This window comes from Williamsoniiplasma luminosum (assembly GCF_002803985.1).
Lineage (GTDB): Bacteria > Bacillota_I > Bacilli_A > Mycoplasmatales > Mycoplasmataceae > Williamsoniiplasma > Williamsoniiplasma luminosum.
The window spans coordinates 357,135-381,643 of record NZ_CP024963.1; the positions used below are offsets into that span (position 1 = coordinate 357,135).

General features: G+C 32.2%; 33 protein-coding genes. All 33 read left to right on the forward strand.

What is annotated here, in order from left to right; all coding sequences use genetic code 4:
• Positions 1-7: 7 nt before the first annotated feature.
• The 33 genes from rplB (at position 8) to ELUMI_RS01620 (ending at position 24,496) form a co-directional block, all read left to right on the forward strand.
• A complete protein-coding gene (rplB, locus tag ELUMI_RS01460) occupies positions 8-847 on the forward strand; it encodes a 50S ribosomal protein L2 (RefSeq protein ID WP_025734035.1) in 840 nt (279 codons plus the stop codon).
• A 14-nt stretch (positions 848-861) separates the two neighbouring features.
• Complete coding sequence (rpsS, locus tag ELUMI_RS01465) at positions 862-1,128, forward strand: 30S ribosomal protein S19 (protein ID WP_025734036.1); 267 nt, start codon at positions 862-864, stop codon at positions 1,126-1,128.
• An 8-nt stretch (positions 1,129-1,136) separates the two neighbouring features.
• Complete coding sequence (gene rplV / locus ELUMI_RS01470; RefSeq protein WP_025734037.1) at positions 1,137-1,472, forward strand: 50S ribosomal protein L22; 336 nt, start codon at positions 1,137-1,139, stop codon at positions 1,470-1,472.
• 11 nt (positions 1,473-1,483) lie between these two features.
• Positions 1,484-2,197, forward strand: a complete 714-nt coding sequence (gene rpsC / locus ELUMI_RS01475; protein WP_025734038.1) for a 30S ribosomal protein S3 — start codon at positions 1,484-1,486, stop codon at positions 2,195-2,197.
• A 2-nt stretch (positions 2,198-2,199) separates the two neighbouring features.
• Positions 2,200-2,619 (forward strand): 50S ribosomal protein L16, encoded by a 420-nt coding sequence (gene rplP / locus ELUMI_RS01480; protein ID WP_025734039.1) that lies wholly within the window; start codon positions 2,200-2,202, stop codon positions 2,617-2,619.
• Positions 2,612-3,037 (forward strand): 50S ribosomal protein L29, encoded by a 426-nt coding sequence (gene rpmC / locus ELUMI_RS01485; protein WP_025734040.1) that lies wholly within the window; start codon positions 2,612-2,614, stop codon positions 3,035-3,037. The genes rplP and rpmC overlap by 8 nt, the downstream gene beginning before the upstream one ends.
• Before the next feature lie 2 nt (positions 3,038-3,039).
• On the forward strand, positions 3,040-3,297 hold the full coding sequence (gene rpsQ / locus ELUMI_RS01490) for a 30S ribosomal protein S17 (RefSeq protein WP_025734041.1): 258 nt from the start codon (positions 3,040-3,042) through the stop codon (positions 3,295-3,297).
• Positions 3,298-3,313: 16 nt separating this feature from the next.
• Positions 3,314-3,682, forward strand: coding sequence for a 50S ribosomal protein L14 (gene rplN / locus ELUMI_RS01495; RefSeq protein WP_025734042.1), 369 nt, complete (start codon positions 3,314-3,316; stop codon positions 3,680-3,682).
• A gap of 8 nt (positions 3,683-3,690) precedes the next feature.
• Entirely contained in the window at positions 3,691-4,008 is a 318-nt protein-coding gene (rplX, locus tag ELUMI_RS01500) for a 50S ribosomal protein L24 (protein ID WP_025734043.1), read from the forward strand.
• 13 nt (positions 4,009-4,021) lie between these two features.
• On the forward strand, positions 4,022-4,564 hold the full coding sequence (gene rplE, locus ELUMI_RS01505; protein WP_025734044.1) for a 50S ribosomal protein L5: 543 nt from the start codon (positions 4,022-4,024) through the stop codon (positions 4,562-4,564).
• Positions 4,565-4,582: 18 nt separating this feature from the next.
• Positions 4,583-4,768, forward strand: a complete 186-nt coding sequence (locus tag ELUMI_RS01510) for a type Z 30S ribosomal protein S14 (RefSeq protein WP_025734045.1) — start codon at positions 4,583-4,585, stop codon at positions 4,766-4,768.
• Between the two features lie 19 nt (positions 4,769-4,787).
• Positions 4,788-5,177, forward strand: coding sequence for a 30S ribosomal protein S8 (gene rpsH / locus ELUMI_RS01515; RefSeq protein ID WP_025734046.1), 390 nt, complete (start codon positions 4,788-4,790; stop codon positions 5,175-5,177).
• 18 nt (positions 5,178-5,195) lie between these two features.
• Positions 5,196-5,738: a 50S ribosomal protein L6 gene (gene rplF / locus ELUMI_RS01520; RefSeq protein WP_025734047.1), complete on the forward strand. Its 543-nt coding sequence runs from the start codon at positions 5,196-5,198 to the stop codon at positions 5,736-5,738.
• Positions 5,739-5,755: 17 nt separating this feature from the next.
• A complete protein-coding gene (gene rplR / locus ELUMI_RS01525; protein WP_035018722.1) occupies positions 5,756-6,106 on the forward strand; it encodes a 50S ribosomal protein L18 in 351 nt (116 codons plus the stop codon).
• A 16-nt stretch (positions 6,107-6,122) separates the two neighbouring features.
• Entirely contained in the window at positions 6,123-6,851 is a 729-nt protein-coding gene (gene rpsE / locus ELUMI_RS01530) for a 30S ribosomal protein S5 (RefSeq protein ID WP_025734049.1), read from the forward strand.
• Positions 6,852-6,863: 12 nt separating this feature from the next.
• Positions 6,864-7,301, forward strand: a complete 438-nt coding sequence (gene rplO, locus ELUMI_RS01535; protein WP_025734050.1) for a 50S ribosomal protein L15 — start codon at positions 6,864-6,866, stop codon at positions 7,299-7,301.
• Positions 7,302-7,450: 149 nt separating this feature from the next.
• Positions 7,451-8,407, forward strand: a complete 957-nt coding sequence (locus tag ELUMI_RS01540; RefSeq protein ID WP_035018723.1) for a S66 family peptidase — start codon at positions 7,451-7,453, stop codon at positions 8,405-8,407.
• Between the two features lie 199 nt (positions 8,408-8,606).
• Positions 8,607-10,088 (forward strand): preprotein translocase subunit SecY, encoded by a 1,482-nt coding sequence (gene secY, locus ELUMI_RS01545; protein WP_420855231.1) that lies wholly within the window; start codon positions 8,607-8,609, stop codon positions 10,086-10,088.
• 10 nt (positions 10,089-10,098) lie between these two features.
• Entirely contained in the window at positions 10,099-10,740 is a 642-nt protein-coding gene (locus ELUMI_RS01550; RefSeq protein WP_025734053.1) for an adenylate kinase, read from the forward strand.
• A complete protein-coding gene (gene map / locus ELUMI_RS01555) occupies positions 10,740-11,495 on the forward strand; it encodes a type I methionyl aminopeptidase (RefSeq protein WP_025734054.1) in 756 nt (251 codons plus the stop codon). The genes ELUMI_RS01550 and map overlap by 1 nt, the downstream gene beginning before the upstream one ends.
• Positions 11,496-11,504: 9 nt before the next feature.
• Complete coding sequence (gene infA, locus ELUMI_RS01560; protein ID WP_025734055.1) at positions 11,505-11,723, forward strand: translation initiation factor IF-1; 219 nt, start codon at positions 11,505-11,507, stop codon at positions 11,721-11,723.
• Positions 11,724-11,821: 98 nt separating this feature from the next.
• Positions 11,822-11,935: a 50S ribosomal protein L36 gene (gene rpmJ / locus ELUMI_RS01565; RefSeq protein ID WP_084040300.1), complete on the forward strand. Its 114-nt coding sequence runs from the start codon at positions 11,822-11,824 to the stop codon at positions 11,933-11,935.
• A gap of 32 nt (positions 11,936-11,967) precedes the next feature.
• The gene (rpsM, locus tag ELUMI_RS01570) at positions 11,968-12,333 is read left to right on the forward strand and encodes a 30S ribosomal protein S13 (RefSeq protein WP_025734056.1); all 366 of its coding nucleotides are present in this window, start codon (positions 11,968-11,970) and stop codon (positions 12,331-12,333) included.
• Positions 12,334-12,343: 10 nt separating this feature from the next.
• Complete coding sequence (rpsK, locus tag ELUMI_RS01575; RefSeq protein WP_035018725.1) at positions 12,344-12,742, forward strand: 30S ribosomal protein S11; 399 nt, start codon at positions 12,344-12,346, stop codon at positions 12,740-12,742.
• A 1-nt stretch (position 12,743) separates the two neighbouring features.
• Positions 12,744-13,697: a DNA-directed RNA polymerase subunit alpha gene (locus ELUMI_RS01580; RefSeq protein ID WP_025734058.1), complete on the forward strand. Its 954-nt coding sequence runs from the start codon at positions 12,744-12,746 to the stop codon at positions 13,695-13,697.
• 24 nt (positions 13,698-13,721) lie between these two features.
• Positions 13,722-14,081, forward strand: a complete 360-nt coding sequence (gene rplQ / locus ELUMI_RS01585) for a 50S ribosomal protein L17 (protein WP_025734059.1) — start codon at positions 13,722-13,724, stop codon at positions 14,079-14,081.
• Between the two features lie 165 nt (positions 14,082-14,246).
• Positions 14,247-14,963, forward strand: a complete 717-nt coding sequence (locus tag ELUMI_RS01590; protein ID WP_025734060.1) for an RsmE family RNA methyltransferase — start codon at positions 14,247-14,249, stop codon at positions 14,961-14,963.
• 113 nt (positions 14,964-15,076) lie between these two features.
• Positions 15,077-16,291: an energy-coupling factor transporter ATPase gene (locus ELUMI_RS01595; RefSeq protein WP_025734061.1), complete on the forward strand. Its 1,215-nt coding sequence runs from the start codon at positions 15,077-15,079 to the stop codon at positions 16,289-16,291.
• Positions 16,279-17,241 carry an energy-coupling factor transporter ATPase gene (locus ELUMI_RS01600; RefSeq protein WP_100618538.1) on the forward strand — a complete coding sequence of 321 codons (963 nt, stop codon included), beginning with the start codon at positions 16,279-16,281 and terminating at the stop codon, positions 17,239-17,241. Before ELUMI_RS01595 ends, ELUMI_RS01600 begins: the two co-directional genes overlap by 13 nt.
• A 1-nt stretch (position 17,242) precedes the next feature.
• Positions 17,243-18,259: an energy-coupling factor transporter transmembrane component T family protein gene (locus ELUMI_RS01605; RefSeq protein WP_025734063.1), complete on the forward strand. Its 1,017-nt coding sequence runs from the start codon at positions 17,243-17,245 to the stop codon at positions 18,257-18,259.
• 1 nt (position 18,260) lies between these two features.
• The gene (gene truA, locus ELUMI_RS01610) at positions 18,261-19,016 is read left to right on the forward strand and encodes a tRNA pseudouridine(38-40) synthase TruA (RefSeq protein WP_025734064.1); all 756 of its coding nucleotides are present in this window, start codon (positions 18,261-18,263) and stop codon (positions 19,014-19,016) included.
• A 670-nt stretch (positions 19,017-19,686) separates the two neighbouring features.
• The gene (locus ELUMI_RS01615; RefSeq protein WP_156921412.1) at positions 19,687-20,256 is read left to right on the forward strand and encodes a hypothetical protein; all 570 of its coding nucleotides are present in this window, start codon (positions 19,687-19,689) and stop codon (positions 20,254-20,256) included.
• Between the two features lie 25 nt (positions 20,257-20,281).
• Complete coding sequence (locus ELUMI_RS01620) at positions 20,282-24,496, forward strand: ABC transporter permease (RefSeq protein ID WP_025734066.1); 4,215 nt, start codon at positions 20,282-20,284, stop codon at positions 24,494-24,496.
• Positions 24,497-24,509: the final 13 nt, after the last annotated feature.

Genomic DNA, 24,509 nt, shown 5'->3' on the forward strand with positions numbered 1-24,509 from the left:
AAAAAATATGGCAATTAAAAAATATAAACCGACCACGAATGGTCGCAGAAATATGACAACAATTGATTACAGCAAAGTATTAACAACTGATACTCCTGAAAAATCATTATTAGTGTCATTAAAAAGCAACGGTGGAAGAAATAACCAAGGTCGCATTACTACCCGTCACCAAGGTGGAGGACATAAACGTAAGTACCGTGTTATTGATTTCAAACGTAATAAATTAGATGTAGTTGGAACAATTGCAACTATTGAATACGATCCAAACCGTAACGCATTCATCGCCTTAATTAATTATGTAGATGGAGAAAAACGTTACATTCTATTCGCAAAAGGAATGGAAGTGGGAATGAAAGTCGTGGCAAGTGAGCATGCTGATATTAAAGTTGGTAATGCCGCACCATTGAAAAACATTCCTGAAGGAACATTAATTCACAACGTGGAATTAAGACCCGGAAAAGGTGGACAAATGGCACGTAGTGCAGGTTCATCAATTCAAATTCTTGGAAAAGACGATGATGGAAAATATGTAACATTACGTCTTGGATCAGGAGAAGTTAGAAAAGTGTTAGCCGAATGTTTTGCCACAATTGGTGAAGTCGGAAACGAAGAACACAATCTAGTTAACTGAGGAAAAGCTGGACGTAACCGTTGAAAAGGTGTTCGTCCAACTGTTCGTGGATCAGTTATGAACCCAAATGATCACCCACATGGAGGGGGAGAAGGTCGTACACCAATTGGTCGTAAACGTCCTGTCACTCCATGAGGAAAAGCTGCACTTGGTGTACAAACTCGTGATAAGAAAAAAGCATCACAAAAATTAATTGTAAGAAGAAGAACTAAGTAGGGAGGAAAATAGATATGGCAAGATCATTAAAAAAAGGTCCATTCGCTGATGATTACTTATTCAAAAAAGTAGAAGCGGTTGGAGCTAAAAAAGAAGTAATTAAAACTTGATCACGTAGATCAACAATTTTCCCTGAGTTCATCGGACATACATTTGGTGTTTATAACGGGAAAGAATTCATTCCAGTTTATGTCACTGAAGACATGGTCGGACACAAGCTTGGAGAATTTGCTCCAACTCGTAAGTTCGGTGGTCATGGTGACAATAAAGGTAAAAAATAGGAGATATGATGGAAGCAAAAGCACAATTAAGCATGATTCGTATCTCTCCTAGAAAAGCTAGATTAGTAGTAGATACAATCAGAACAAAGCCAGTAGCACAAGCTATTGCAATATTACATAACATGGATAAAACAGCTGCAGAACCTGTGTTGAAGTTATTAAACTCAGCCATTGCTAATGCAGTTAACAACAATGGAATGTCAGCTGACAAACTATTTGTAAAAACTGTTTATGTCAATGAAGGTCCAACTTTAAAACGTTTTAGACCAAGAGCACATGGACGTGCTTATGAAATTTTAAAAAGAACAAGTCACATTACAATTATTGTAAGTGATGTTAAATAGGAGGAGTAGAAATGGGACAAAAAGTATCACCTAATGCGTTACGTCTTGGAATTGTTAGACAATGAGAAGGTCGTTGATATGCTGAAAAAGGTCAATATGTTCAATGATTGAACAATGATATCAAAATTCGTGAAACATTATTAAAAATGTTAAACAATGCCGCTGTGGCAAAAATTGATATCGAAAGAACACAAAAAGATATTAAATTAATTATCAAATCTGCTCGTCCAGTGATTGTAATGGGAGAAAACAACAAACGTTTAGAAGACATTACATTAGCGGTTCGTAAAATTGAAAAAAATCGTCAAGCAGTTGTCAACATTAAAGTTGTCGCAATTGATAATCCAGATGGAAACGCAACTTTAATTGCACGTTGAATTGGAGAACAAATCACAAACCGTGCTTCATTCAGAACAGTGCAAAAAGTTGCCATTCGTCGTGCTTTAAAAGCACATGGTGTTAAAGGAATCAAAACAACAGTTTCTGGTAGACTTGGTGGAGTTGAAATGGCTCGTACTGAAGGATATTTAGAAGGTTCAGTTCCTTTGGCAACATTAAGATCAAACATTGATTATGCATTATATGAAGCAAAAACTACATATGGTCAAATCGGAGTGAAGGTTTGAGTTAACCACGGAGAAGTATTTGAAAAAAATACTCTTGCAATTGATGAAAAACCAGCACATGTTGAAAAAAAATGAGCTAACAAAGGAGGCAGAAGATAATTATGTTAATTCCAAAAAGAACAAAATATCGTAAACCTCAAAGAGTTAGTTATGAAGGAAAAGCAAAAGGGGCTAAAAAAGTCGATTTTGGAGAATTTGGTTTAATGGCACTTGATGGTGCATGAATTGATGATCACCAAATCGAAGCAGCTCGTATTGCAATGACTCGTTATATGAAACGTGATGGAAAAGTTTGAGTAAGAATTTTCCCCCACATGTCAATGACAAGAAAACCAGCTGAAGTACGTATGGGTTCTGGAAAAGGGAACCCAGAAATTTGAGCAGCTGTTGTAAAAAAAGGGACAGTTATGTTTGAAATCGCTGGTGTGAGTGAAGAAATCGCTCGTGAAGCACTAAGATTAGCAATGCATAAATTACCAATCAAATGTAAATTTGTAAAAAGGGGTGAGTTAAATGGCTAAGCAACAATTAAAACCAATTGAACAATTAAGAAGTTCAACAACCATTGAATTAATCGGGCTTTCTGAAAATAAAAGAGCAGAATTATTTGCTTTAAAATTCCAAGCAGCCGTTGGTAGTCTTGAACAAACTCACAAAATCAAATTACTAAAACGTGAAATCGCCAGAATTGAACTAGTTTTATCTGAAAAGAAAAAAGCTGGGGAAAACACAAACATCAACATCAAAGGTGATTACCACCAAGCTGTTGAAAATGCTGAGAAATCAGGAAAACAAGTACGACAAAAACAACGTGAACAAATTGAGAAGCTACAAGCTGAACAATTTGGACCAACAAATGACATGGACATGGATGCAATTAAAGCAGCCATGGAAAATGCATCAGACGAAACAAACAACAATGAAGAAGGGACTAAATAAACATGGAAAGAAATAGTCGTAGAGTATTAGTCGGTAAAGTAGTATCAGACAAAATGGACAAAACTATTAACGTCCTTGTTGAAACTTACAAAAATCACCCAATTTACAAAAAACGTGTTAAATATTCTAAAAAATATAAAGCCCACGATGAAGAACAAATCGCTAAAATCGGAGACAAAGTTGAAATTATGGAAATCCGTCCATTATCAAAAACTAAAACCTTCCGTTTAGTTCGAATTGTTGAAAAAGCAGTGTTATAGGATATAGGAGTTAATTATGATTCAAAATTTATCTGTATTAAATGTTGCTGACAATTCAGGAGCAAAACGAGTTCGAGTAATTCGTAACTTAGGTGGTTCTGTGCGTAAGTTCACAGGAATCGGAGACATCGTTGTTTGTTCAGTGATCGCAGCTGCCCCAAACGGAGCTGTGAAAAAAGGAACAGTTGTGAAAGCTGTTATTGTTCGTACAAAAAGAGAATTGAGAAGAGCTGATGGAACATACATCAAGTTCTCAGAAAACGCAGTTGTGTTAGTCAAAGAAGATAAGAACCCACGTGGAACTCGTATCTTTGGCCCAATCGCAAGAGAAGTTAAAGAAGCTGGTTTTGTTAAAATCGCTTCTTTAGCACCAGAAGTATTATAGGAGGAATTATGGCTAAATCAAAGTTAAAAAAAGGTGATCTAGTTAAGGTTCTTGCTGGAGCTCACAAAGGTGAGCAAGGTCCTATTACTTGAATCTCAAAAGATCGTGCAACTGTTTCAGTGCAAGGAATTGAAGTTTTAAAACATGTTAAACCTTCAAATACTGACACTGAAGGGGGAATTAAAAAAATTCCTGCAAAATTAAATATTTCAAACGTTGGGTATCTTGATCCAAAAGTCAAAAACCAAACAACACGTATTGGATATGAAATTAATGACGGTAAGAAAATTCGTGTTTCTCGCCGTTCAAACCAGAAATTAAAATAGGAGGCAATAAAAAATGAAATCAAGATTAGAAACTAGATATAAAAATGATATTGTCCCTGCTTTAATGAAAGACAAACAATACAAATCAGTGATGCAAGTTCCTAAAATTACAAAAATTGTAATTAACATGGGAATTGGAGATGCAACCACTGATCCAAAAAAATTAGACACAGCAATGAATGAATTAACTTTAATCAGTGGTCAAAAACCAGTCGCAACTAAAGCTAAAAAATCATTGGCCGTGTTCAAATTACGTGAAGGAATGCCAATCGGAACAAAAGTTACTTTAAGAGGTAAAAAAATGTACGACTTCCTTGACAAACTAATGAACGTTGCACTACCACGTGTACGTGACTTTAGAGGGGTGCCTAAAAATTCATTTGATGGATTTGGAAACTACACATTGGGAGTTAAAGAACAAATTATCTTCCCAGAAATCGATTTTGATAAAGTACAAAGAACACGTGGGATGGATATCACAATTGTGACCAACGCAACCACAAATGAAGACGCATTCGCATTATTAGAAAAAATTGGAATGCCGTTTTCTAAATAGAAAGGCAACGGAGTTAAAATGGCAAAAAAATCATTAAAAGTAAAACAAGCTAAACACCAAAAATTTGGTGTCAGAAATTATACACGTTGCAATCATTGTGGAAGACCACATGCTGTGTTAAAAAAATTTGGAATTTGTCGTCTATGCTTTAGAAAATATGCATACGAAGGACAAATCCCTGGTGTTAGAAAAGCATCATGATAGTGAAAGGAAGTAAAAGAATATGACAACAGATGTAATTGCAGATATGCTGACTCGTCTTCGTAATGCTAACCAGAGATATATTAAAACTGTTAATATGCCCGGAAGCAAAATGAAAAACGAGATTGCTGAGATTCTTAAAAAAGAAGGGTTTATTACTGGATACAAAATAAACCAAGAAAACAAAAATGAAATCACTATTGAGATGAAATACAAAGGTAAAATTCGCGTCATCCAAGGTTTGAAAAAAATTTCAAAACCAGGATTGAGAGTGTATGCACCAGCTAGTGAAATTCCACAAGTTCTAAACGGACTAGGAATCGCTATCGTTTCAACATCAAAAGGGATTATGACAGACAAGCAAGCTCGCCAAGAAAAAGTTGGTGGAGAAGTAATTGCTTTTGTTTGATAGAAAGCAGGGAAGAGAAATATGTCACGTATAGGAAACAGAATATTAACAGTACCTGCTGGAGTTGAGTTATCAATTTCTGAAAACAACACAGTTACTATTAAAGGGCCTAAAGGTCAATTAACACAACAATTTTCACCATTAATCAAAATCGAAGTTCAAGGAACTGAACTAAAAACAACTCGTGCAAATGAAGTTAAACATACAAAACAATTACACGGAACAACAAACTCTTTATTACAAGGAATGTTGATCGGTGTGAGTGAAGGATTCAAAATCGAATTAGATATTATTGGAGTTGGATACAAAGCCAACTTAGTCGGAAGCACACTTAACTTAGCGTTAGGTTATTCACACCCAATTGCTTTTGAGATTCCTAAAGAAATCACAGTTGAAGTTCCAAAACCAACAGCAGTTATTATTACCGGAATTAGTAAACAATTAGTTGGAGAAGTAGCTGCTAAAATTAGAGCGTACAGAAAACCTGAACCATACAAAGGTAAAGGGATTAAATACAAAGATGAACACATCATTAGAAAAGAAGGGAAGGCAGCTGGTAAATAGGCTGAAAAGGTTAAATTATGAAATTTACTAAACAAGAAGCTAGAAAACGCCGTCATTTCCGTGTCCGTAAAAAAGTCACTGGAACTGCTGCTAAACCAAGATTGAATGTATTTAAATCAAACACAAATTTCTATGCTCAAATTATCGATGACGTTAGAGGAGTTACTCTGGCGAGTGCTTCAACAATGAAATCAACATTAAAATCTAAATCAAACATTGAAGCTGCTGTGGCTGTTGCTAACGAAATTGCCAAAAAAGCTCAAGAATTGAAAATTGAAGAAGTCGTATTTGATCGCGGTGGATATCAATATCATGGGAAAGTTAAAGCTTTCGCTGATGCAGCTCGTGAAGCTGGATTAAAATTCTAGAAAGGTGGATGGAGATATGACAAATGAAAAGAATGTAAACCAAGTTGAAGCAGGAACAACTGCTGCAACTGAAGAAAACAAACCAACTCAAGCAAAAAAATTTGAACGAAAATTCAATAACTCTAAACCATCAAATAGAGATAAATCAAAAGATCAAAACAAAGACGGAAAAGACAATCGTGGTCGTGGACCAAGAAGACCTGCCCCAATCAAAGATGACTTCGAAGAAAAAGTTGTAACAATTCGCCGTGTAACTAAAGTTACAAAAGGTGGACGTCACTTCCGATTCGCAGCAGTTGTTGTTGTTGGAAACAAAAAAGGTCAAGTTGGATTAGGAACTGGGAAAGCAAACGAAGTCCCTGATGCAATTAAAAAAGCAATCAAAGAAGCTCGTAAAAACCTAGTTACAATCTCATTGCGTGGAACAACAGTTCCTCACGATATTCTTGGAAAATTTGGAGCTGGAACAGTGTTAATCAAACCAGCAAAACAAGGAACTGGAATTATTGCCGGAGGACCTAGTCGTGCGGTGATTGAATTAGCAGGAATTGAAGATATTTATGCTAAATCATTAGGAAGCAATAACCCAATCAACATGATTCGTGCAACATTAGATGGTTTGATGAATATGCAAACAATTACTAAAGTGCAAGAATTAAGATTCGGAAGAGTAAAACCAACCCCAGTTGCTCCAATTAAAACCCATGTTAAACCTCAACCAATTAAAATAGAAGAAACAAAATAGGAGAACTAACTGATGAAATTAAATGAATTAAAATATACACCAGGAAGTAAAACTTCTAAAACTATTATTGGTCGTGGAATGGCTTCTGGAAAAGGAAAAACATCAACACGTGGACACAAAGGACAAAACTCACGTTCAGGTGGTGGTGTAAGACCTGGTTTTGAAGGGGGACAAACTCCTTTATTTAGAAGATTACCAAAAATTGGGTTTACTTCACCAAACCAAAAAGAATACGTTTTAATCAACCTAGAACAATTAGAAAAATTAGGATTAACTGATGTTAATCACAAAACTTTAATTGAAAAAGGCGTGCTTCGTAATGAAAAACAACTAGTGAAAATTTTAGGAAACGGAACATTAACTTTAAAAGTTAATTTAATCGTTAACAAAATTTCACAATCTGCAAAACAAGCTGTTGAAGCCAACGGTGGAAAAGTAGAATTGATCTAATTTAATAACTCATTATTAAATTATTTAAAGCAGTAAGAGAATCTTTAGTGATTCTTTTTTTGTTTTTAAAGGTAACTACTTTAAAAACAAAACCTTGATCTTTGGATATAATCATTTACAAATATGAATTTATTTTTAAGGGGGTTAAAATGAAAGTTGGAATTTTTACATCATCAACACCAATTGGGGCTATTTCACCAAATAGAGCCCAAAGAGCGATTGAATTTTTAAAGTCAAAAGGACATGAAATAGTTTTAGGGGAAATGTTTTACCAAAATGATTTTTATCGCACAGGAACTATTTTAGAACGTGCTAATGAAATCAACGAGTTAGCCAAAGAAAAAATCGATTTACTTTTATCATCGATTGGTGGTAATAACACAAGTTCTATTTTGCCTTATTTAAATTATGAATTGATTAATCAGAACGTCAAAACAGTTTGTGGTTTTTCAGATTCAACAGCCTTGTTATCAGCAATTATTAATAAATGTCCTGATGTCGAAGTTTTTTATGGACCAGCTTTATTTCCAAATTTTGGTGAATTTGAACAAGATTCAAGAGAAATATCTTACAACTCATTATTTAATTATCCTCATCAAATAAGTTATGAAGATTTTATTTATGATAGCGAAGAAAATTGAGAGCATTACGAACAATCAAGACAATTAAAATCACTTGTCTGAAAATCCAAAAATATAAACAAAGACACCACTTTAATTTCAGGTGTTGTGAAAGGTGGTAACTTATCAACATTGTCTGGTATTTGAGGTAGCGAATATGCTCCCATTTTCAACCAAGGTGATATTTTATTTATCGAAGATGAAGATAAAAATATCGCGACGATGGAACGCTTATTTAACCTTTTAAAACTTAATAAAACGTTTGATCATTTGAATGCGATTATTTTAGGAACACACAAAAATTTTGATGATCAAAAAACAGGCAAACAACCAATTGATGTTTTATTAGAAGTTTTGAATGGCCAAAATATTCCCATTTTATATGATGTAAATATTAGTCATGATAAACCAATGCTCGCGATTAGATTAAATAGTTTAATTACTATTGATTTTGTGCAAAACAAAATCATCAATAAGTGGATCTAAAAATCGTTAAGAAGAACAAATGCATAAGATTTAAAATCTTTAGTCATTTTTTTTGTTTTTAAAGTCTTCTGCTCTAAAAACAAGAACAAAAAAAGTTGAAGATGTTCCAAATCGGCAATTATTTAATTTTTATTGCCTATTTGCTTTCACTTTATTACGAATTATTTTTTATAAATGTTAAAATTAATAAGGTAAATATTTATTTAGAAAGCGAGGAAGTGTTTTGATTAAAAAACAAACAAAGACAAAGAAGATAAAAATAACAAAAAAGACAAATGTAAGAAATAGTCCTGAATTTGTTAAAAGTAATAATTTCTTTATCAAGAACAAAGATTTAGTTTTTCGTATTCTATTCACCCTTGCTATTTTAGTTTTAATTAGATTAGGTTCTTTTTTAACAGTGCCTGGAATTCAACTAACAAGTGATTATCAAGACAAAGTTCAAGATATTCAATTTTTCCAATTATTAGCCACTCTTGGAGGGGGAAGTATTGGGAAGTTTTCAATTCTGGCATTAGGAGTTTCTCCATATATTACTGCCTCAATTATTGTCCAATTGCTTTCAACTGATGTTGTCCCTGTGCTAACTCGTTGAACCAAATCTGGAGAACGTGGTCGTAAAAAATTAGATAAATTAACTAAATTTATTATGGTCCCATTTGCAATTATGCAAGGAGAAGCAACAATTTTTACCATGCAAGCGCAAGGAATTATTAATCCTAAATGAAGTGAAAATGTTCAATCAATCACTGGTGTTGGACCAGAAGTTTTCTACTATATCTTAGTACCATTGATCATGCTTGGTGGCAGTTTCTTCATGTTATGATTAGCTGACCAAATCACAATTAAAGGTGTTGGAAATGGAATTTCAATTATTATTTTCTTAGGAATTATTTCAACAATGCCTGGAAACTTTAAAGCAACTTTTGAAATTTGAAACAAAGACACAAGTGAACAAGCATCAATCTTCTTTGTCGGCTTGATTAAATTCATCATCTATATCTTAGCTTTCTTATTAGTGATTTTCTTCGTTGTTTTGATGAATGAAGCGGAACGAAAAATTCCAATTCAACAAACTGGAGCTGGTTTAGTTGATTCAAAAGATCACACCCCATATCTGCCGTTAAAAATTAATAATGCCGGAGTTATTCCAGTTATTTTCTCATCAGCGATTATTTCCACCCCAGTCACAATTGCTGAAATTATTAAAGCCACAAGTCCAAGTAATGGCTTTGTGCTCTTCACGCAAAACTACCTGTCATTTGGAACTTGGTGAGGAATCGGAATTTATGCAACCTTGACCATTTTATTTACATTCTTATATGCTCAAGTCCAAATTAATCCCGAAAAAGTTGCTGAAAACTTTAAAAAATCAGGAACATTTATTCCAGGAATCAAACCTGGAAAAGATACTGAACAATATTTAGCCGGAGTTATTTTTAGATTATCAATTTTAGGAGCATTCTTCTTAGCAGGAATCGCCATCCTACCATATGTAATTTCAAAATTAACAGGACTACCATCAAATCTGGCGATTGGTGGAACTGGACTGATTATTGTGATCTCTGTAGCTATTCAAACGACCCAACAATTACGTGGTCGAATCATTCAACAAAAATTGATTGACAAAAAATTTGAAAAATTTACAGATGAAACATTAGAAGAAACACACATTTGATAAGGAACAAAATATGAACATTATACTATTAGGAGCACCGGGTTCTGGTAAAGGAACTTTGGCTGAACAATTAGTCGAACATAAAGGGATGCAACAATTTTCAACTGGAGATATTTTTAGAAAAAATATTGCTGAAAAAACTTCTTTAGGAGTTGAAGCTGCTAAATACATGAACCAAGGAAAATTAGTCCCTGACGAAATTACAAATGGGATGGTCAAACATGCTTTAAAAGGTCGTCATAATAATTTAATTTTTGATGGTTACCCAAGAACACTTGAACAAGCTCAAACACTTGAAAAGATCTTAAAAGAAGTTGGTTCTCAAATTGATCACGTTATTTATTTGGATGTTGACCAAGCAATTCTATTAGAACGTTTATCAGGGCGCTTAGTTTGTCCTGAATGTAAACGTAGTTACCATCTGAAAAATCGCCCACCAGCGTTCGCTGGAATTTGTGATTTTGATGGTTCAGCTTTAGAAGTGCGCCCAGATGACCAAATTGATAAAATTAAAATCAGATTAGAAGCATATGAAACTCAAACAGCACCACTAATTGATTACTATAAAAAAAATGAAATTGTTGTGCATTTAAATGCCCACGATCTTGCCATTGATGAAGTTTATAAACAAGTAATTGAAGGGTTGGGAATCTAATGGTGACAATTAAAAATACAAGTGAAATTGCAAAAATGCGCATTGCTGGACAAGTTTTAGCACAAGCAATTGAGATGTTAAAATCAATGCTAAAACCAGGGGTAAATTGTTTGGATTTAGACCAAGCATTTGCCGACTTTATTAAAGCCAAAGATTGCACATCTAATTTTTTAGGGTATTACGGATACCCTAAAAATATTTGTATTTCAATCAATGATCAATTGATTCATGGTATTCCTCAAGATCGTATTATTGAAAGTGGAGATATCGTTTCTGTTGACTCTGGTTGTGTTTATCAAGGTTATCATGCAGATTCCGCTTTTACAATGCAAGTTGGAACACCAAAAGCACAAAAAAATGCTATACTTATATGGGCGACTGAAAAATCTCTAGATTTAGTGATTCAAATGCTGAAACCAGGAGTAAGAATTGGGGACATTGGGTCAACAATTCAAACTTATATTGAAGGATTTGGGTTTCATCTTCCAAGAGATTATACTGGGCATGGAATCGGAACTGCAATGCATGAAGATCCATACATTCCAAATTATGGAACACCAGGAACAGGACTACGTTTACAACAAGGAATGGTTATTGCCGTTGAACCAATGGTTCAAATTGGTACTAATAAAACAATTGTTGCAGATGACAAATGAACTGTTTTTTCAGCCGACCACAGTATGACTGCACATTTTGAACATACCATTTTGATTACATCAGATGGTTGTGAAGTGCTAACAAAATTAGAAAGGTAGGAAACATAGATGGCAAAAGAAAACTTATTAGAAGTCGATGGTGTAGTTGTTGAAGTACTACCCAATGCAGTTTTTAAAGTGAAATTAGAAAACGACATTATCATCAACGCCCACGTGTCAGGTAAAATCCGTATGCATTACATTCGCATTTTACCTGGAGATAGAGTTAAAGTCGCAATTTCACCATACGACATGACACGTGGAAGAATTACATTTAGATTTAAATAGTAATTGAAATATTAAATATAGCAAAACAAACTTAGTGAACTATATTTTTTTTGTTTTTAAGAAACAAAAATATGGAATAGGAAATAGAGGTTATTACGATGAAAGTTAGATCATCAGTGAAAAAAATATGCGACAGCTGTCGTGTGATTAGACGTAAAGGCCGCGTAATGATTATTTGTTCAAACCCAAAACATAAACAACGTCAAGGTTAAAAGTTTAGTAGAGAGAAAGGAATTTATAATATATGGCTCGTATAAATGGAGTTGAAATCCCAAATGATAAGAGAGTTGTGATTGCGTTAACATACATTTACGGTGTAGGGTTATCAAAATCTCAAGAAATCTTAGCTAAAACAAAGATTAGTGAAGATGTTCGTGTTAAAGAGTTAACAGAAGATCAAATCAAAACAATTTCTTCAGAATTATCATCAATTAAGACTGAAGGGGAATTAAGAAGAGAAAAAGGATTAAACATTAAACGTTTAATGGAAAATGGAAGCTATAGAGGTTTACGTCACCGTAAAGGTCTACCAGCTCGTGGTCAATCTTCAAAAACAAATGCAAGAACAGTTAAAGGACCAAGAAAAACTGTTGCTAATAAGAAAAAATAGATAGGAGGAGATGAAAGTGGCTAAACAACAAAAATCACAAGGTAAGAAAAAAATCAAAAAAAATATACCAAAAGGAATCGCTCATATTCACTCAACTTTTAACAACACAATTGTTACAATTGGAGATGAAAAAGGGAATGTATTATCATGATCTAGTGCTGGAGCTTTAGGCTTTAAAGGTTCTAAAAAATCAACTCCTTATGCTGCTCAATTAATTTCAGAAGCAGCCGCTAAAGGGGCAATGGATCAAGGAATGAAAACAATTAGTGTTGAAGTAAAAGGTCCAGGACCTGGTCGTGATGCAGCTGTTAGAAGTTTACAAGCAGCCGGATTAGAAATTACATCAATTAAAGATACAACACCAATCCCACATAATGGAGTGCGTCCACCAAAACGCCCAAGAGGTTAAGATGAAACAATTTATGAGACCGGAATTCACTCTTTTAAATGAAGAGAAAGATAGATCATACGGTAAATTTATGGTCGAACCGCTTGAAAGAGGTTTTGGAACAACACTTGGAAACGCAATTAGAAGAACTCTTCTATCAGCAACCCCTGGTGCTGCTGTGTTTGCAATTAAATTGACAGGTGCAGCTCATGAGTTTACTGCAATCCCTGGGATTGTGGAAAACGTTTCAAGAATTATTTTAAACATCAAACAATTAGTTTTATCAATTGATGCAAAAATGTATAAAGATGATGAAGTTGTCGAAATTAAACTTAATTCTTCAACTCAAGGTCCAATTACTGCTGGAGACTTAGAAACACCAATTGGTGTTGAAATTTTAAACAAAGATTTACATCTTGCAACAATTGCTGAAGGTGGAGTATTTGATTTAGTTTTATTTGCTAAGAACTCTCGTGGTTATAAAACATTTAAAGAAAACAAAAAAGAAAAACAATTAGAACTTGGCGCAATCACAATTGATTCAAATTATTCACCAATTCATAAAGTGGCTTATCACGTTGAACAAACAAAAATTGGACGTTCAATTGATTTAGAAAAATTAACAATTGAAGTTGTAACTGATGGATCAATTTCACCAGTTGAAGCAATTGCTATTGCTTCAAAAGTTTTAGTTGCACACTTAGAATTCTTTGTTGAATTAAATGCTCAATTAGAAGATATCCAAATTATTGGTGTTGAAGATGAAGACGAAAAAGAACTAGATCGTGCAATTGAAGATTTAGACTTTACACCAAGAAGTTTGAACTGTTTAAAACATGCCTCAATTGATACATTACGTGAATTAGTTTCTCGTACAGAAGATGAAATCCAAGAAATCAGAAACTTAGGACGTAAATCTTTCAAAGAAATTAAAGATAAAGTTGCTCAATTGCAATTAAGTTTTAAACAAATTTAATTTATAAAAAGAAAGGATAAGTAGATGTCATACATTCAAAAACGTGGAAAAAATACAGCTTGAGAACAAGCTTTAATGCGTAATTTAACAAGTGAGATGATTCTTGCTGAACGTTTACAAATTACTGAAGCTCGTGCTAAAGAATTACGTCGTCATGTCGAAAAAATGATTACCTTAGGTAAACGTGGAGATTTACATGCGCGTAGACAAGCAGCTGCTTGATTAAGAGATATTGAATCTTCAAAAAACCAAACAGCTTTAGATAAATTATTTAAAGATTTAGCTAAAAAATACAAAACAAGAAATGGTGGATACACTAGAATTCTTAAATTAGATAACCGTAAAGGTGATAATGCACCAATGGTTATTATCGAATTAGTTTAATCATTAAACTAGCTTAAAAAACAAATGAGATGCAATTCTCATTTTTTTTATGATTGTTTTGAAAACCAAAATTAAAACCGACTTGTCATTATTTTTATTAATCATAAAAAAAACTATATTTTTAGCACTTAATTAGTTAGAATCATTTAAGAAAGTGGGTTTTTTATGCATTATTATTTTGTCGACGAAAAAATTAACAAGCAGTTTATTTTGAAAAATGCCAATTTTAATCATGCTGTTAATGTTGTTAATTTAAAAGTGGGCGAACAAATCGTTTGCAACTACAACAATCAATCTTTCTTATCAAAAATAACCTTGATTTCAAGCGAAAGTGTTGAGGTTGAAATCATTAAAGAACTACCTTCAACAGAATTTAAAATCAGAACAACGGCGATTTTGGGCATTATTCGTGAACAAAAATGAGACTATGTGCTTCAAAAATTAACTGAATTAGGAGTGGGTGAAATTGTGCCTGTTGTTTTTAAAAGATCAATTGTGAAAATTGATCCAAAATCAATTGAAAAAAAACTTGCCCGTTGGGGCAAGATTTGTGAAGATGCAGCTGAACAATCACACCGTAGCACGACCCCAATTATTCACCCCCCAATCTCAAATTTAAAAGCGCTCGAACAATATAAATCTGCTTTAAATTTAGTTGCTTGAGAAGACACAAACGAAAGCTCGCTCAAACAAGCATTTAAAACGGATTTTGACTCAATTTCTTTTGTCATTGGACCTGAAGGTGGAATTGATTCCCAAGAAATCAAAACCCTTGAAGCAATGGGGTTTAAAACCATTGGTTTAGGCAAAAGAATTTTAAGAGCAGAGACAGCACCAATCTTGTTGATGAGCTCATTGATTTATGAAAAAGAACTTTCATAACTCAACATTTAACTGATTGCTTTTAGATTTTTACTAATTTTCTTATTTATAAAAAGTATAAATTAGTATAAACTATAAATATTATTAAACAAATTAATTTACCGGAGGAAAACATGCAATTAAAAGAATTTAAAAAAACTAAATTAAGTGAAAAAGACCTTGAAAAATATCAAGCCACTTTAAACGAATTTTATAAGAAAAAAACATTGCATAATGATCAACTTTTTATTGCCAAAAACAAATTATTAAACGAAGAAATCACCAAAGATACGTTTAAACAAATGAAAGCAAAAAATACTGAAATTGCCAAAGAATTTACTGCCTCTTTAAAATCAACAATGTTTAAAGATAATTTAAAAAATGCGACAAAAGTTGTGGAAAATATCAATGCTGAAAGTCCTGAATATCTTGAGGCAAATAATGAACTAACTGAAGCTAAAAGGCTTTATGAAGAATTTCAATTAATCGTCAAGGAAAAAGGGCGTTCGGCTAAAGTTGTTAAATTCAATAATTTGGCAATTGAAGTTGAAAATTTACATTTTAGATACAACCCTGAATTTCCTTTGGTTTTAAAAAATGTGAATTTCACCATTAATCATGGTGAATATATTGCGATTATCGGACATAATGGAAGTGGTAAATCAACACTTTCTAAAATTTTAATTGGTGTTTTAACCGCTGAAAAAGGAATTATTAAATTATTTGGCAATGTTTTGAATTCACAAAACATTGCTCAAATTAGACAATTCTTAGGAATTGTTTTCCAAAATCCAGACAACCAATTTATTGGGTCAACAGTCAGAGCTGACATTGCCTTTGGTTTGGAAAACAAAAGAATTGAACCAAAAGAAATGCCAGGGATTATTCAACAAGCAGCTGAAAAAGTGCACATGGAAGAATTTTTAGATCATGAACCATTAAATCTATCTGGTGGTCAAAAACAACGTGTCGCAATTGCGAGTGCGTTGGCATTAAACCCTGATATTTTAATTTTTGATGAGGCAACATCAATGTTGGATCCAAAAGGTAAAAGAGAAGTCAAAGAAATTATGGTTAATCTAAGAAATCAAAGGGATAAAACCATTCTTTCAATTACCCATGATATGGATGAAATTTTAAATGCTGACAAAGTTCTAGTAATGAATAATGGTGAATTAGTGCGTTATGGAACTCCCCAAGAAGTCATTAATGATGAAGGATTTTTAGAATCAATTCATTTAGGAGTGCCTTTCATTGCGGAAGTGGAAAATGAATTGATTAAAGCTGGGATCAAGCTTAATAAAACAAATAGTATGGATGATTTGGTGAAACAATTATGGAAAAAATAAACATGAATGAAAAGCAACTGCAAAAAAAGTACCTAGCTGAACTAAAACAAGATCGTAAAAACAACAAGCAATTTGACTATACTGGGGATATCCTGTTAGAAGATGTTTCTTATACATATTCAAAAAGAACACCATTTGAATTTCGTGCCTTAGACAATGCCAGCATTGTCATTGACAAAAAAAAGATTACTTGTGTGATTGGAACAACCGGAAGTGGTAAATCAACTTTAATTCAATTAACCAACGGTTTAATCATTAGTGAAACTGGAAGAACCAGAATTGGGGATTATCAAATTCCAGCAAGTATTAAAAAAATCAAAGAAGTCAAAACCTTGCGAAAAGAAATTGGTTTAGTTTTTCAATTTCCTGAATACCAATTATTTAAAGATACAGTCGAAAAAGATATTTCTTTTGGGCCAATTCACTTAGGTGGTAACAAAGAAGAAGCAATTAAAGCAGTTCCTAGTTTACTAAAAATTGTTGATTTACCAGAAGAATTCTTGGAAAGATCACCATTTGAATTAAGTGGGGGACAAAAACGAAGAGTCGCCATTGCTGGAATCGTCGCTTTAAACGGAAATACCTTAGTTTTAGATGAACCAACTGGAGGATTAGATCCTCAAGGGGAAGAAGATTTTATGAATCTTTTTTTAAGGTTAAATAAAGAACAAGGTAAAAGAATCGTCATGGTGACACATAATATGGATCAAGTTTTACGCTTGGCTGACCAAGTGATTGTCATGAACAAAGGTAAAGTTATTGATAAAGGGACACCATTTGAAATTTTTAGAGATCATGAATTACTAAAAAAAATCGAAATCGAACCACCAAAAATTTATCAATTAATTTATAAATTGAAAACACAAGGACTAGACTTAACTAGTTATGAAATTAGAGATATTGATGATTTTGTTGTAGCATACAAAAAAGCAATCGAGAAAGGGGCATAAAATGAGACTAACATTCGGAAGATATATACCTACCAACTCAATTATTCACAAAATGGATCCAAGATTTAAATTTGTGATGATTATCTGTTTAATTATTGCTGTTTTCATGCCCATTGGATACACAGGTTACATCGTTTTAACAACTGCTGTCATTACCTTGTTTGCAGTTTCAAAATTGAGTTGAAGAATGATGGCAAAATTATTTATTCCAGTGATATTTATTTTTACTGTTATTTTATTAATTAATACATTTTTAATGCATCCAGATCCAACCCATATTGACTATTTAGCAAAACATGAAAGTTTATGAAAACACTTTTCTTATAATCCAAATACTGGAGTTGGTTATATTGGTCCTGATTTTAAAGAGATGATTAATGGTGTTGACCCAACTTCTGAAGCTGGAAAAGCGATTCATGGGCTAATTCCTTTAGGGAATTTCTGACATTGAAAATTTATTTGAGTTAGTGAAAAAGCTGTTTATTCAGCATTATTAATGGGTTGAAGAATTTACTTAATGATTACTTTAACAACCATTTTAACAGGAACAACTCAACCATTAGAATTAACATTGGCAATCGAAGATATTTTATGACCATTAAAATGAATCGGAATTCCAGTTTATGTTTTTTCAATCATTATTTCGATTGCCTTAAGAATGATTCCAACTTTAATTGATGAAGCTGGAAGAATTATGAAAGCTCAAGCAAGTCGTGGAATCGACTTTAAAAATGGTAAATTCAAAGATAAAGTTAAAGGTTTAACTTCCTTGATTATTCCACTTCTGGTTTCTTCATTCCAAAAAGCTGAAGACTTATCTTATGCAATGGAAGCTAGAGGATATGATCCAAAAGCTAAAAGAACTCGTTTTATTCAATTCCATTTCCGTTGAGCAGACATCATTATTTTCTCAATTGGGATAACTTTATTTGTTTGTGCAATTGTTTATGCTAATGTGTTCCCATTGTCTAATGCTTTCTTACACTTACCATACATTGACCAACTAATCACTTACTAACATGGCGTTTAAATTTTTATTATCCTTGAGTTATGATGGGACTGATTATGCTGGATGAGTGATTCAAAATAATGCTAAAACAATCCAATCAGCTTTAAACAAAGCGATTAAACTAATTACTAAAAATGACAATTTCAAAACTTTAGGAGCATCTAAAACTGATGCTGGAGTGCATGCGTTAGACCAAAAAGTTGTCTTAACAGTTGATTTTCAACTTGAGCATTTAGCTAAATTTCAAAAAGCTTTAAATAAAACTTTACCAACCAACATTTGGGTTAATTCGATTACCCCAGTTGAAGAAAATTTCATTTTACGTGAACAAATTCTTTTCAAAGAATATCAGTATGTAATTAACGATGGCGATTTTGATTTAAACAATCATCGTTATGAATTAAAATGAAATTTTGGCATGATCGATTTAGAAAAATTAAATCAAATTGCTCAATTGTTTGTTGGGCAACATGAATTTAAGTTATTTTCTGGGTTAAAACCAACAGAATACACGACCTTTCAAACATATCGAACAATTCACTCAATTGATGTTGTAAGAACTGATCATAAAATAATTTTGACTTTTAAAGCCCCAGGTTTTATTAGGTATCAAATCCGCATGATTGTTGGAGCGATCTTAAATAATTATCAAAACAAAAAACTCACCACAGCTGAAATTCAAGAAAAACTTCAAGGCATCGGAGCCAAAACAACAACTGTTGTTGAATCTTGTGGTTTAATCCTTAAAAAAATTTATCTAAAGTAAAATGTGTTATTATTTTCCTAAGGCGATATAAACAATGTCACTTTGAAAATGTCTATTTTACTAAATTTTTGGATAAGCAAAAATTTGTGATAAGGAAATTTAGTCCAATATATACTTTCAAACAAAACCGCCCCAAACCACCATTCGGTGGTTTTTGTTTTTTTATAACATTTTTTAATTCTTCAAAAATAATTATTGTAAGCAATATTGAAATGAGAACTTCAAAAACCAAAAAAAGAACCGAAGTTCTTTTTTAGAGAGACACTTGTCTACATACTTAATCATTAAAGTTGCCTTTAACTATTTTTAGTATACAACTGATATTAAAAAAATATATCTTTTTTGTTATATTTTAAAGATATTTAATCATGTGTTAGTTATTGAAAAACAGATAAATTCGAAGTGATCCTATTATTCTAGATTTATAGGTTTCCCTACTTTGGTTCTCTGCGTCCATTTTATGCACCCCCCAAGTAAGAAAAATTTCCATTTCGTCTTTTAAAATAGTAAAATAAATATAAAAGGAGTTAGTATGAATCGAAAAAAAATATTTAATTTTGCACTTAAAAGCTATTTATTAGTATTTTTTCTTATGTGTATTTATATTGTACTCTCAAACATTTCAGCAACTAGCAAATTCCTTTTATATGACTTTAAATATATAAACTTAATGTTCACTAGTTTATCTGCAATTTTTACTTTCGTGATTTTAGATAAATTATTTAGAATTTTTAGAGCTTTGTATAAAAAACAAGCTAAAAAAGAAACGATTAAAATCTCTAAACTGGGATTTTTTGCTTTATTTATTTGAGTAGTTACATTGATGGTTCAAATGACTTTCGCTGGTTTCTTCATCCATTTAAAACTAAACACATTGGATATTTTCATCAAAGCGATGTTAGATCAAAACGTTGTTTGGAATTACTTGTTAATTCTGTCTTCATTTATTGCCTTTTTCTTGGCGATATGTTTTGTTGCAATTCTTATTTCTTTCTTTGTGTTAACAAAAATTTATAAAATCTTGCTTATTCAAAGTGAAGACATGTCTTCTTTTTCATGATTCTTTCAAAAATTAACGACTAAACAACATGTTGTCATCGAATTCAAACATGTTGTTGTTAGAATCACTTTTTTAATCTTGGTTTATAACCAAACCCAAAAACTAAAAATCAATTCAATTATCTCAAATCAGCTTAAAATTCAAAAAAAAGGCACAACCCCACCCCTTCTTACTTTATAATTTTTAAAAAAGAAAAGAGGAAAATATGGGAAAGTCATTAAGGCTAACTTTCAAAAATTCTTTTAAAAATGCTATATCTTCCAAATCTCAATTAATTGGACTAATTACCCTGATTGCGCTTTTATCATTAGTGATTTCATTAATGTTAAGTATTTCAGCGAGAGTCTTAGTTCAATATGATGCTTTAAAAAGAGAGTCTAATCAACATAACCTGGTTATGAAAATAGACCCTTTTGAAAAGGTTAAAACCTCAGATGGTGCTCCACCCAATATTGTTGATGCACAACAATATTGATTACAAGATTACAATACAAGACATAATCAGATGCCTAAAATGTTTGATTGAACGAGAACTGAAGCAAGAGAATTTACACAAGTATTTTTTAAAGAAAATTTAATAACTTTAAAGGCTGTAGCTAAAACTACAAACAAAGGGCTTAATCCAGTCGATAAACTAATTATATCTGAAGGAGAAAATTTAGATTATAAGAAAAATAATGGATTAAACCAAGCAGTATTAGATCCTGGTTTTGCTAAAACCAACAATATAGAAATTGGTAGCATCATCAGGTTTCAAAAAGATAATTTAGGTGATCGTTTTTTAGTAACTAATAATAAAAATTCTGGTGCAACACCAGAAGAACAAAAAGATATCGAGAATATCGCAAAAGAGGGTTTATTTAAGGAAGACGGAATCTTTTTAAACTCCAAATATAAAAACTATAATTGGTTTCAAATCGTGGGATTCGGGAATTCGGCCGATTTCATTATGCCAATTTTAAATTCGACATTACCATTGCCAAATCGTGATAATCAAGCATTACTATATGTAAATCCGGTGAATTTTGGTATGTCTCAAAACATTAAAACCCAGGATTGGGAATTTAGACCAAATGATGCAAAATTAGTTGTAACTTCAAATAATGAATGAGAGTCATTTTATTCAATCAAAGCTCCTGTGAACTTTGATCCTGAACTAGCTAATGCATGATTTAATTCCAATGCTTTAGAAAACAATTCTCAAGCACAAAAGAAATTGTTCTACCCAATCCATGACAAAAGCTATGCTTTTGTCAAAAGAACATCAACAGTTGAAAGTACAATTCAAATTTATAACGCCATTAGTGGAGCAATTTTAATTGTGATTTTAATTGTGTCCATTTACACAATGGCGTTGGTAACGAGAAAACAAATTGATAAATCCCGTGCTCAAATCGGAATTATGAAAGCACTGGGTTATCGTAAAAGAGATATTATTTTAAATTTTACAGTCCTTCCATTCATTACATCTTTAATGGGTGGAGCGCTTGGATATTTAATCGCTCAAGGAATTCAAGTCGCCTTGATTCAAGAAATTAGATTATACTTTTCAATCAATTTTGCAATTTGAGCCTTTGATTGAATTAGTTTATTAATTCTTATTTTAAGTATTTGAGGACTGTTGAATTTTATTGCCTTTTTCATTGCTTATTTAATTTTAAGAGGCAGTGCTTTAAGCTTAATTGAAGCAAATAAAAAACCAAGAATTCACAGATACACAAAAATTTTAAAAAGAACCAATACTAAGATCAGTATTGGTGCTAAAATTCAAAATGCATTATTTATTGATTCATTAGGTAAAATGAGTGCTGTTGGGGGTGTTGTTTTATTATCAACAATCCTGTTAACAGCCGGGTTTGCCGCTCCTGACATTTTAAACAGGAATCGAACAAAATCATTTGAGGGAATCAACTATAACCAATTAGTTGAATATCAACAACCAACTTACAACAATCCGTTTTCATTCATGAAAACGTATAACAAAAATGCTCCAGTTGACTTTGGTAAATTTAATGATGTAACAATAGATTACAAAGGAACCAATTGGAAGGGACAAGAAGAACAAAAACACACAGTTTTAAAAACCACTTTGGATGTTGATCATAGTAAATATGATATTTCTAAATTAGTGGATAAAATCAATAACAACAATTTAACGTCTGATTATTATGGAGTAGCTTTAAAAACAAAGGATAAAGACCATCCAGATTCTCAATTCATTACCAAAGGTAATATGAGAATGTTAAGTGCAAACGATATTGCTTTATCAACCAATTACTTTAGATATATTGCTTCACTTGGTGAAAGAAATTCTAATGGTGAATTTTTTCCTAGTATGATGTATTCAATGTTATTGGGCCAATGGCCAAGTTATCAACAATTTAAAAAAGAACTTGATGCCAGCAAAGATAACAAAGCAAAATTAAAAGTTATGTTGAATTTTTACAACTTTTATTCAAATTCAATTGGTTTAACCATTTCTAATAAATACAGTATGCCTAAAGGGGTTTTGGATAAGGATAAAATTCCGACTGATGAAGAAAGAATTGAAAACTTTAACAAAAATAACGATATACAAAAACAGGCTTGAAACGGAAACACCCAAGGTATTATAGGATTAGATGGTTTTACTTGAGAACAGCTTCCTGATAATGTTGATATGTTTATTTCTGATGGTAAAAAATCAGTTGGAAAAAATAGAATTATTTTTAATTTAGATAATCCAATTGATGATTTAGCAACTTTAAATGTTGATGATTTAGATTCCGAAAAGGATAAAGAACTAATAACAAAATATTTAGCCGCAATTGAACTATGGTATGTGATTTATATTTCCAACCGAAGTGATACAGCGATTTTACAAGCTACATATTCTCGTTCTCCATATTTTGTACAACAAACCTTAAAAGAAAGATATGAAAAACAAGAATCATATGCAACAGGTTTTAACATTGTCTCTTATGATCCACAAACTGAATACTTAGGAACAATGTTTGAAGCAATCAAGGATGAATTGAAATTTAAAGTCTATGGAATTCATGGAGAGAATCAATTTATAGATCTTAATTCTCGTGATGGTGTGGACTTAAACAATAGGTTAAAAGATCCGACTATTGAAGATAATTATCGCGTTGTGGTTAATCAATCTTTGGCAAAAAAACTTAATTTACATGAAGGTTCAGTGATTACTGATTTGTCCTCGCTAAAAGAATCGCTTATTGAAAATAACGAAAATGTAAGTACCCGTTTTAAAGTAGAAGATTGAAAAGACACTAAGATTCAAAGAAAGGATCCAGATAGTTTAATACCGGGTGGCGGTGATAAAATTGGCCCAGAGGGTGGTTTTGTCCAAACATCTTTATTAGAAATTGGATGAAATGCTTTTGCACAACCGACAAATTTTAAATATCAACTAGGAAGCGCTGGCAAAATGTCGCAATTTGTAAAGGAAAGTCTTTTAAATCATTACATTAACGGAAGCATTAAGAATGCAAAAGAAAAAATTAAATTAGACAGACCACTAAAAGTAGTTGGAATTCATGATGGATATGGACAACCAACAGCATGAATTAATAATGATGATGCAAATACCATTATGGATTATCAACCAGCCAGAGATTTCTTATTTGATAAATATTTCAAAGTTCAATGAGGTGATGACATTAAAAAAATTCTTTCAAAAGAAGATCAATCTAAAGAATTAGATACATCCGCAACAACAATTGCTAAATTCATAAGTGATAATAAAAGCGATGATCCCAAAAAAAATATTGATGTGACCCCAATTATTGAAGTATTTGATAATAGTCATCCGATCTTTAACTATAAATATTCATCTGATCCTGGAATTGGAGATTTAGATAAACTCGTAAGTACAAATACAATGCTGGGTGATTACTCACCAATTGCGATGAATGGAGATGCAAATCATGACGGAATTGGTCGTGGTTCAATTGCTTATGTTTTACCTGTAGCAACTGCTAAAGCTTTACTTAACCAATTATCAAATGTTGTGCTTGGTGTGATGATTTTATTAATCCTAATGTTGATTGCGATGACGATGATTATTATTGGTCTAACAACAAGTATTATTATTAAAGATAACGCTCGCTTTATTGCAACTTTAAAAGTCCTTGGATATACCAATGTTTATATTTGTCGTTCGATTTTAGGAATGTATCTAGCTGTGATTGCTTCAATGCTAGTTGTTGGATTCATTGCCGGGTTTGCAATCTTTTATAAAGTCGTACAATATATGACATTCAATACTTCATTTGTACTACCATTCCAATTTGTGATTTGGTTACCGTTTGCAGTGATTGTCGTCATTCTTGTTTTATATGCTATAACACTTGGATTTGGATTTAGAAATATTTCTAAATTAAATGCCACACATTTATTACAAAATGTAGACTTATAAAATACGAGAAATT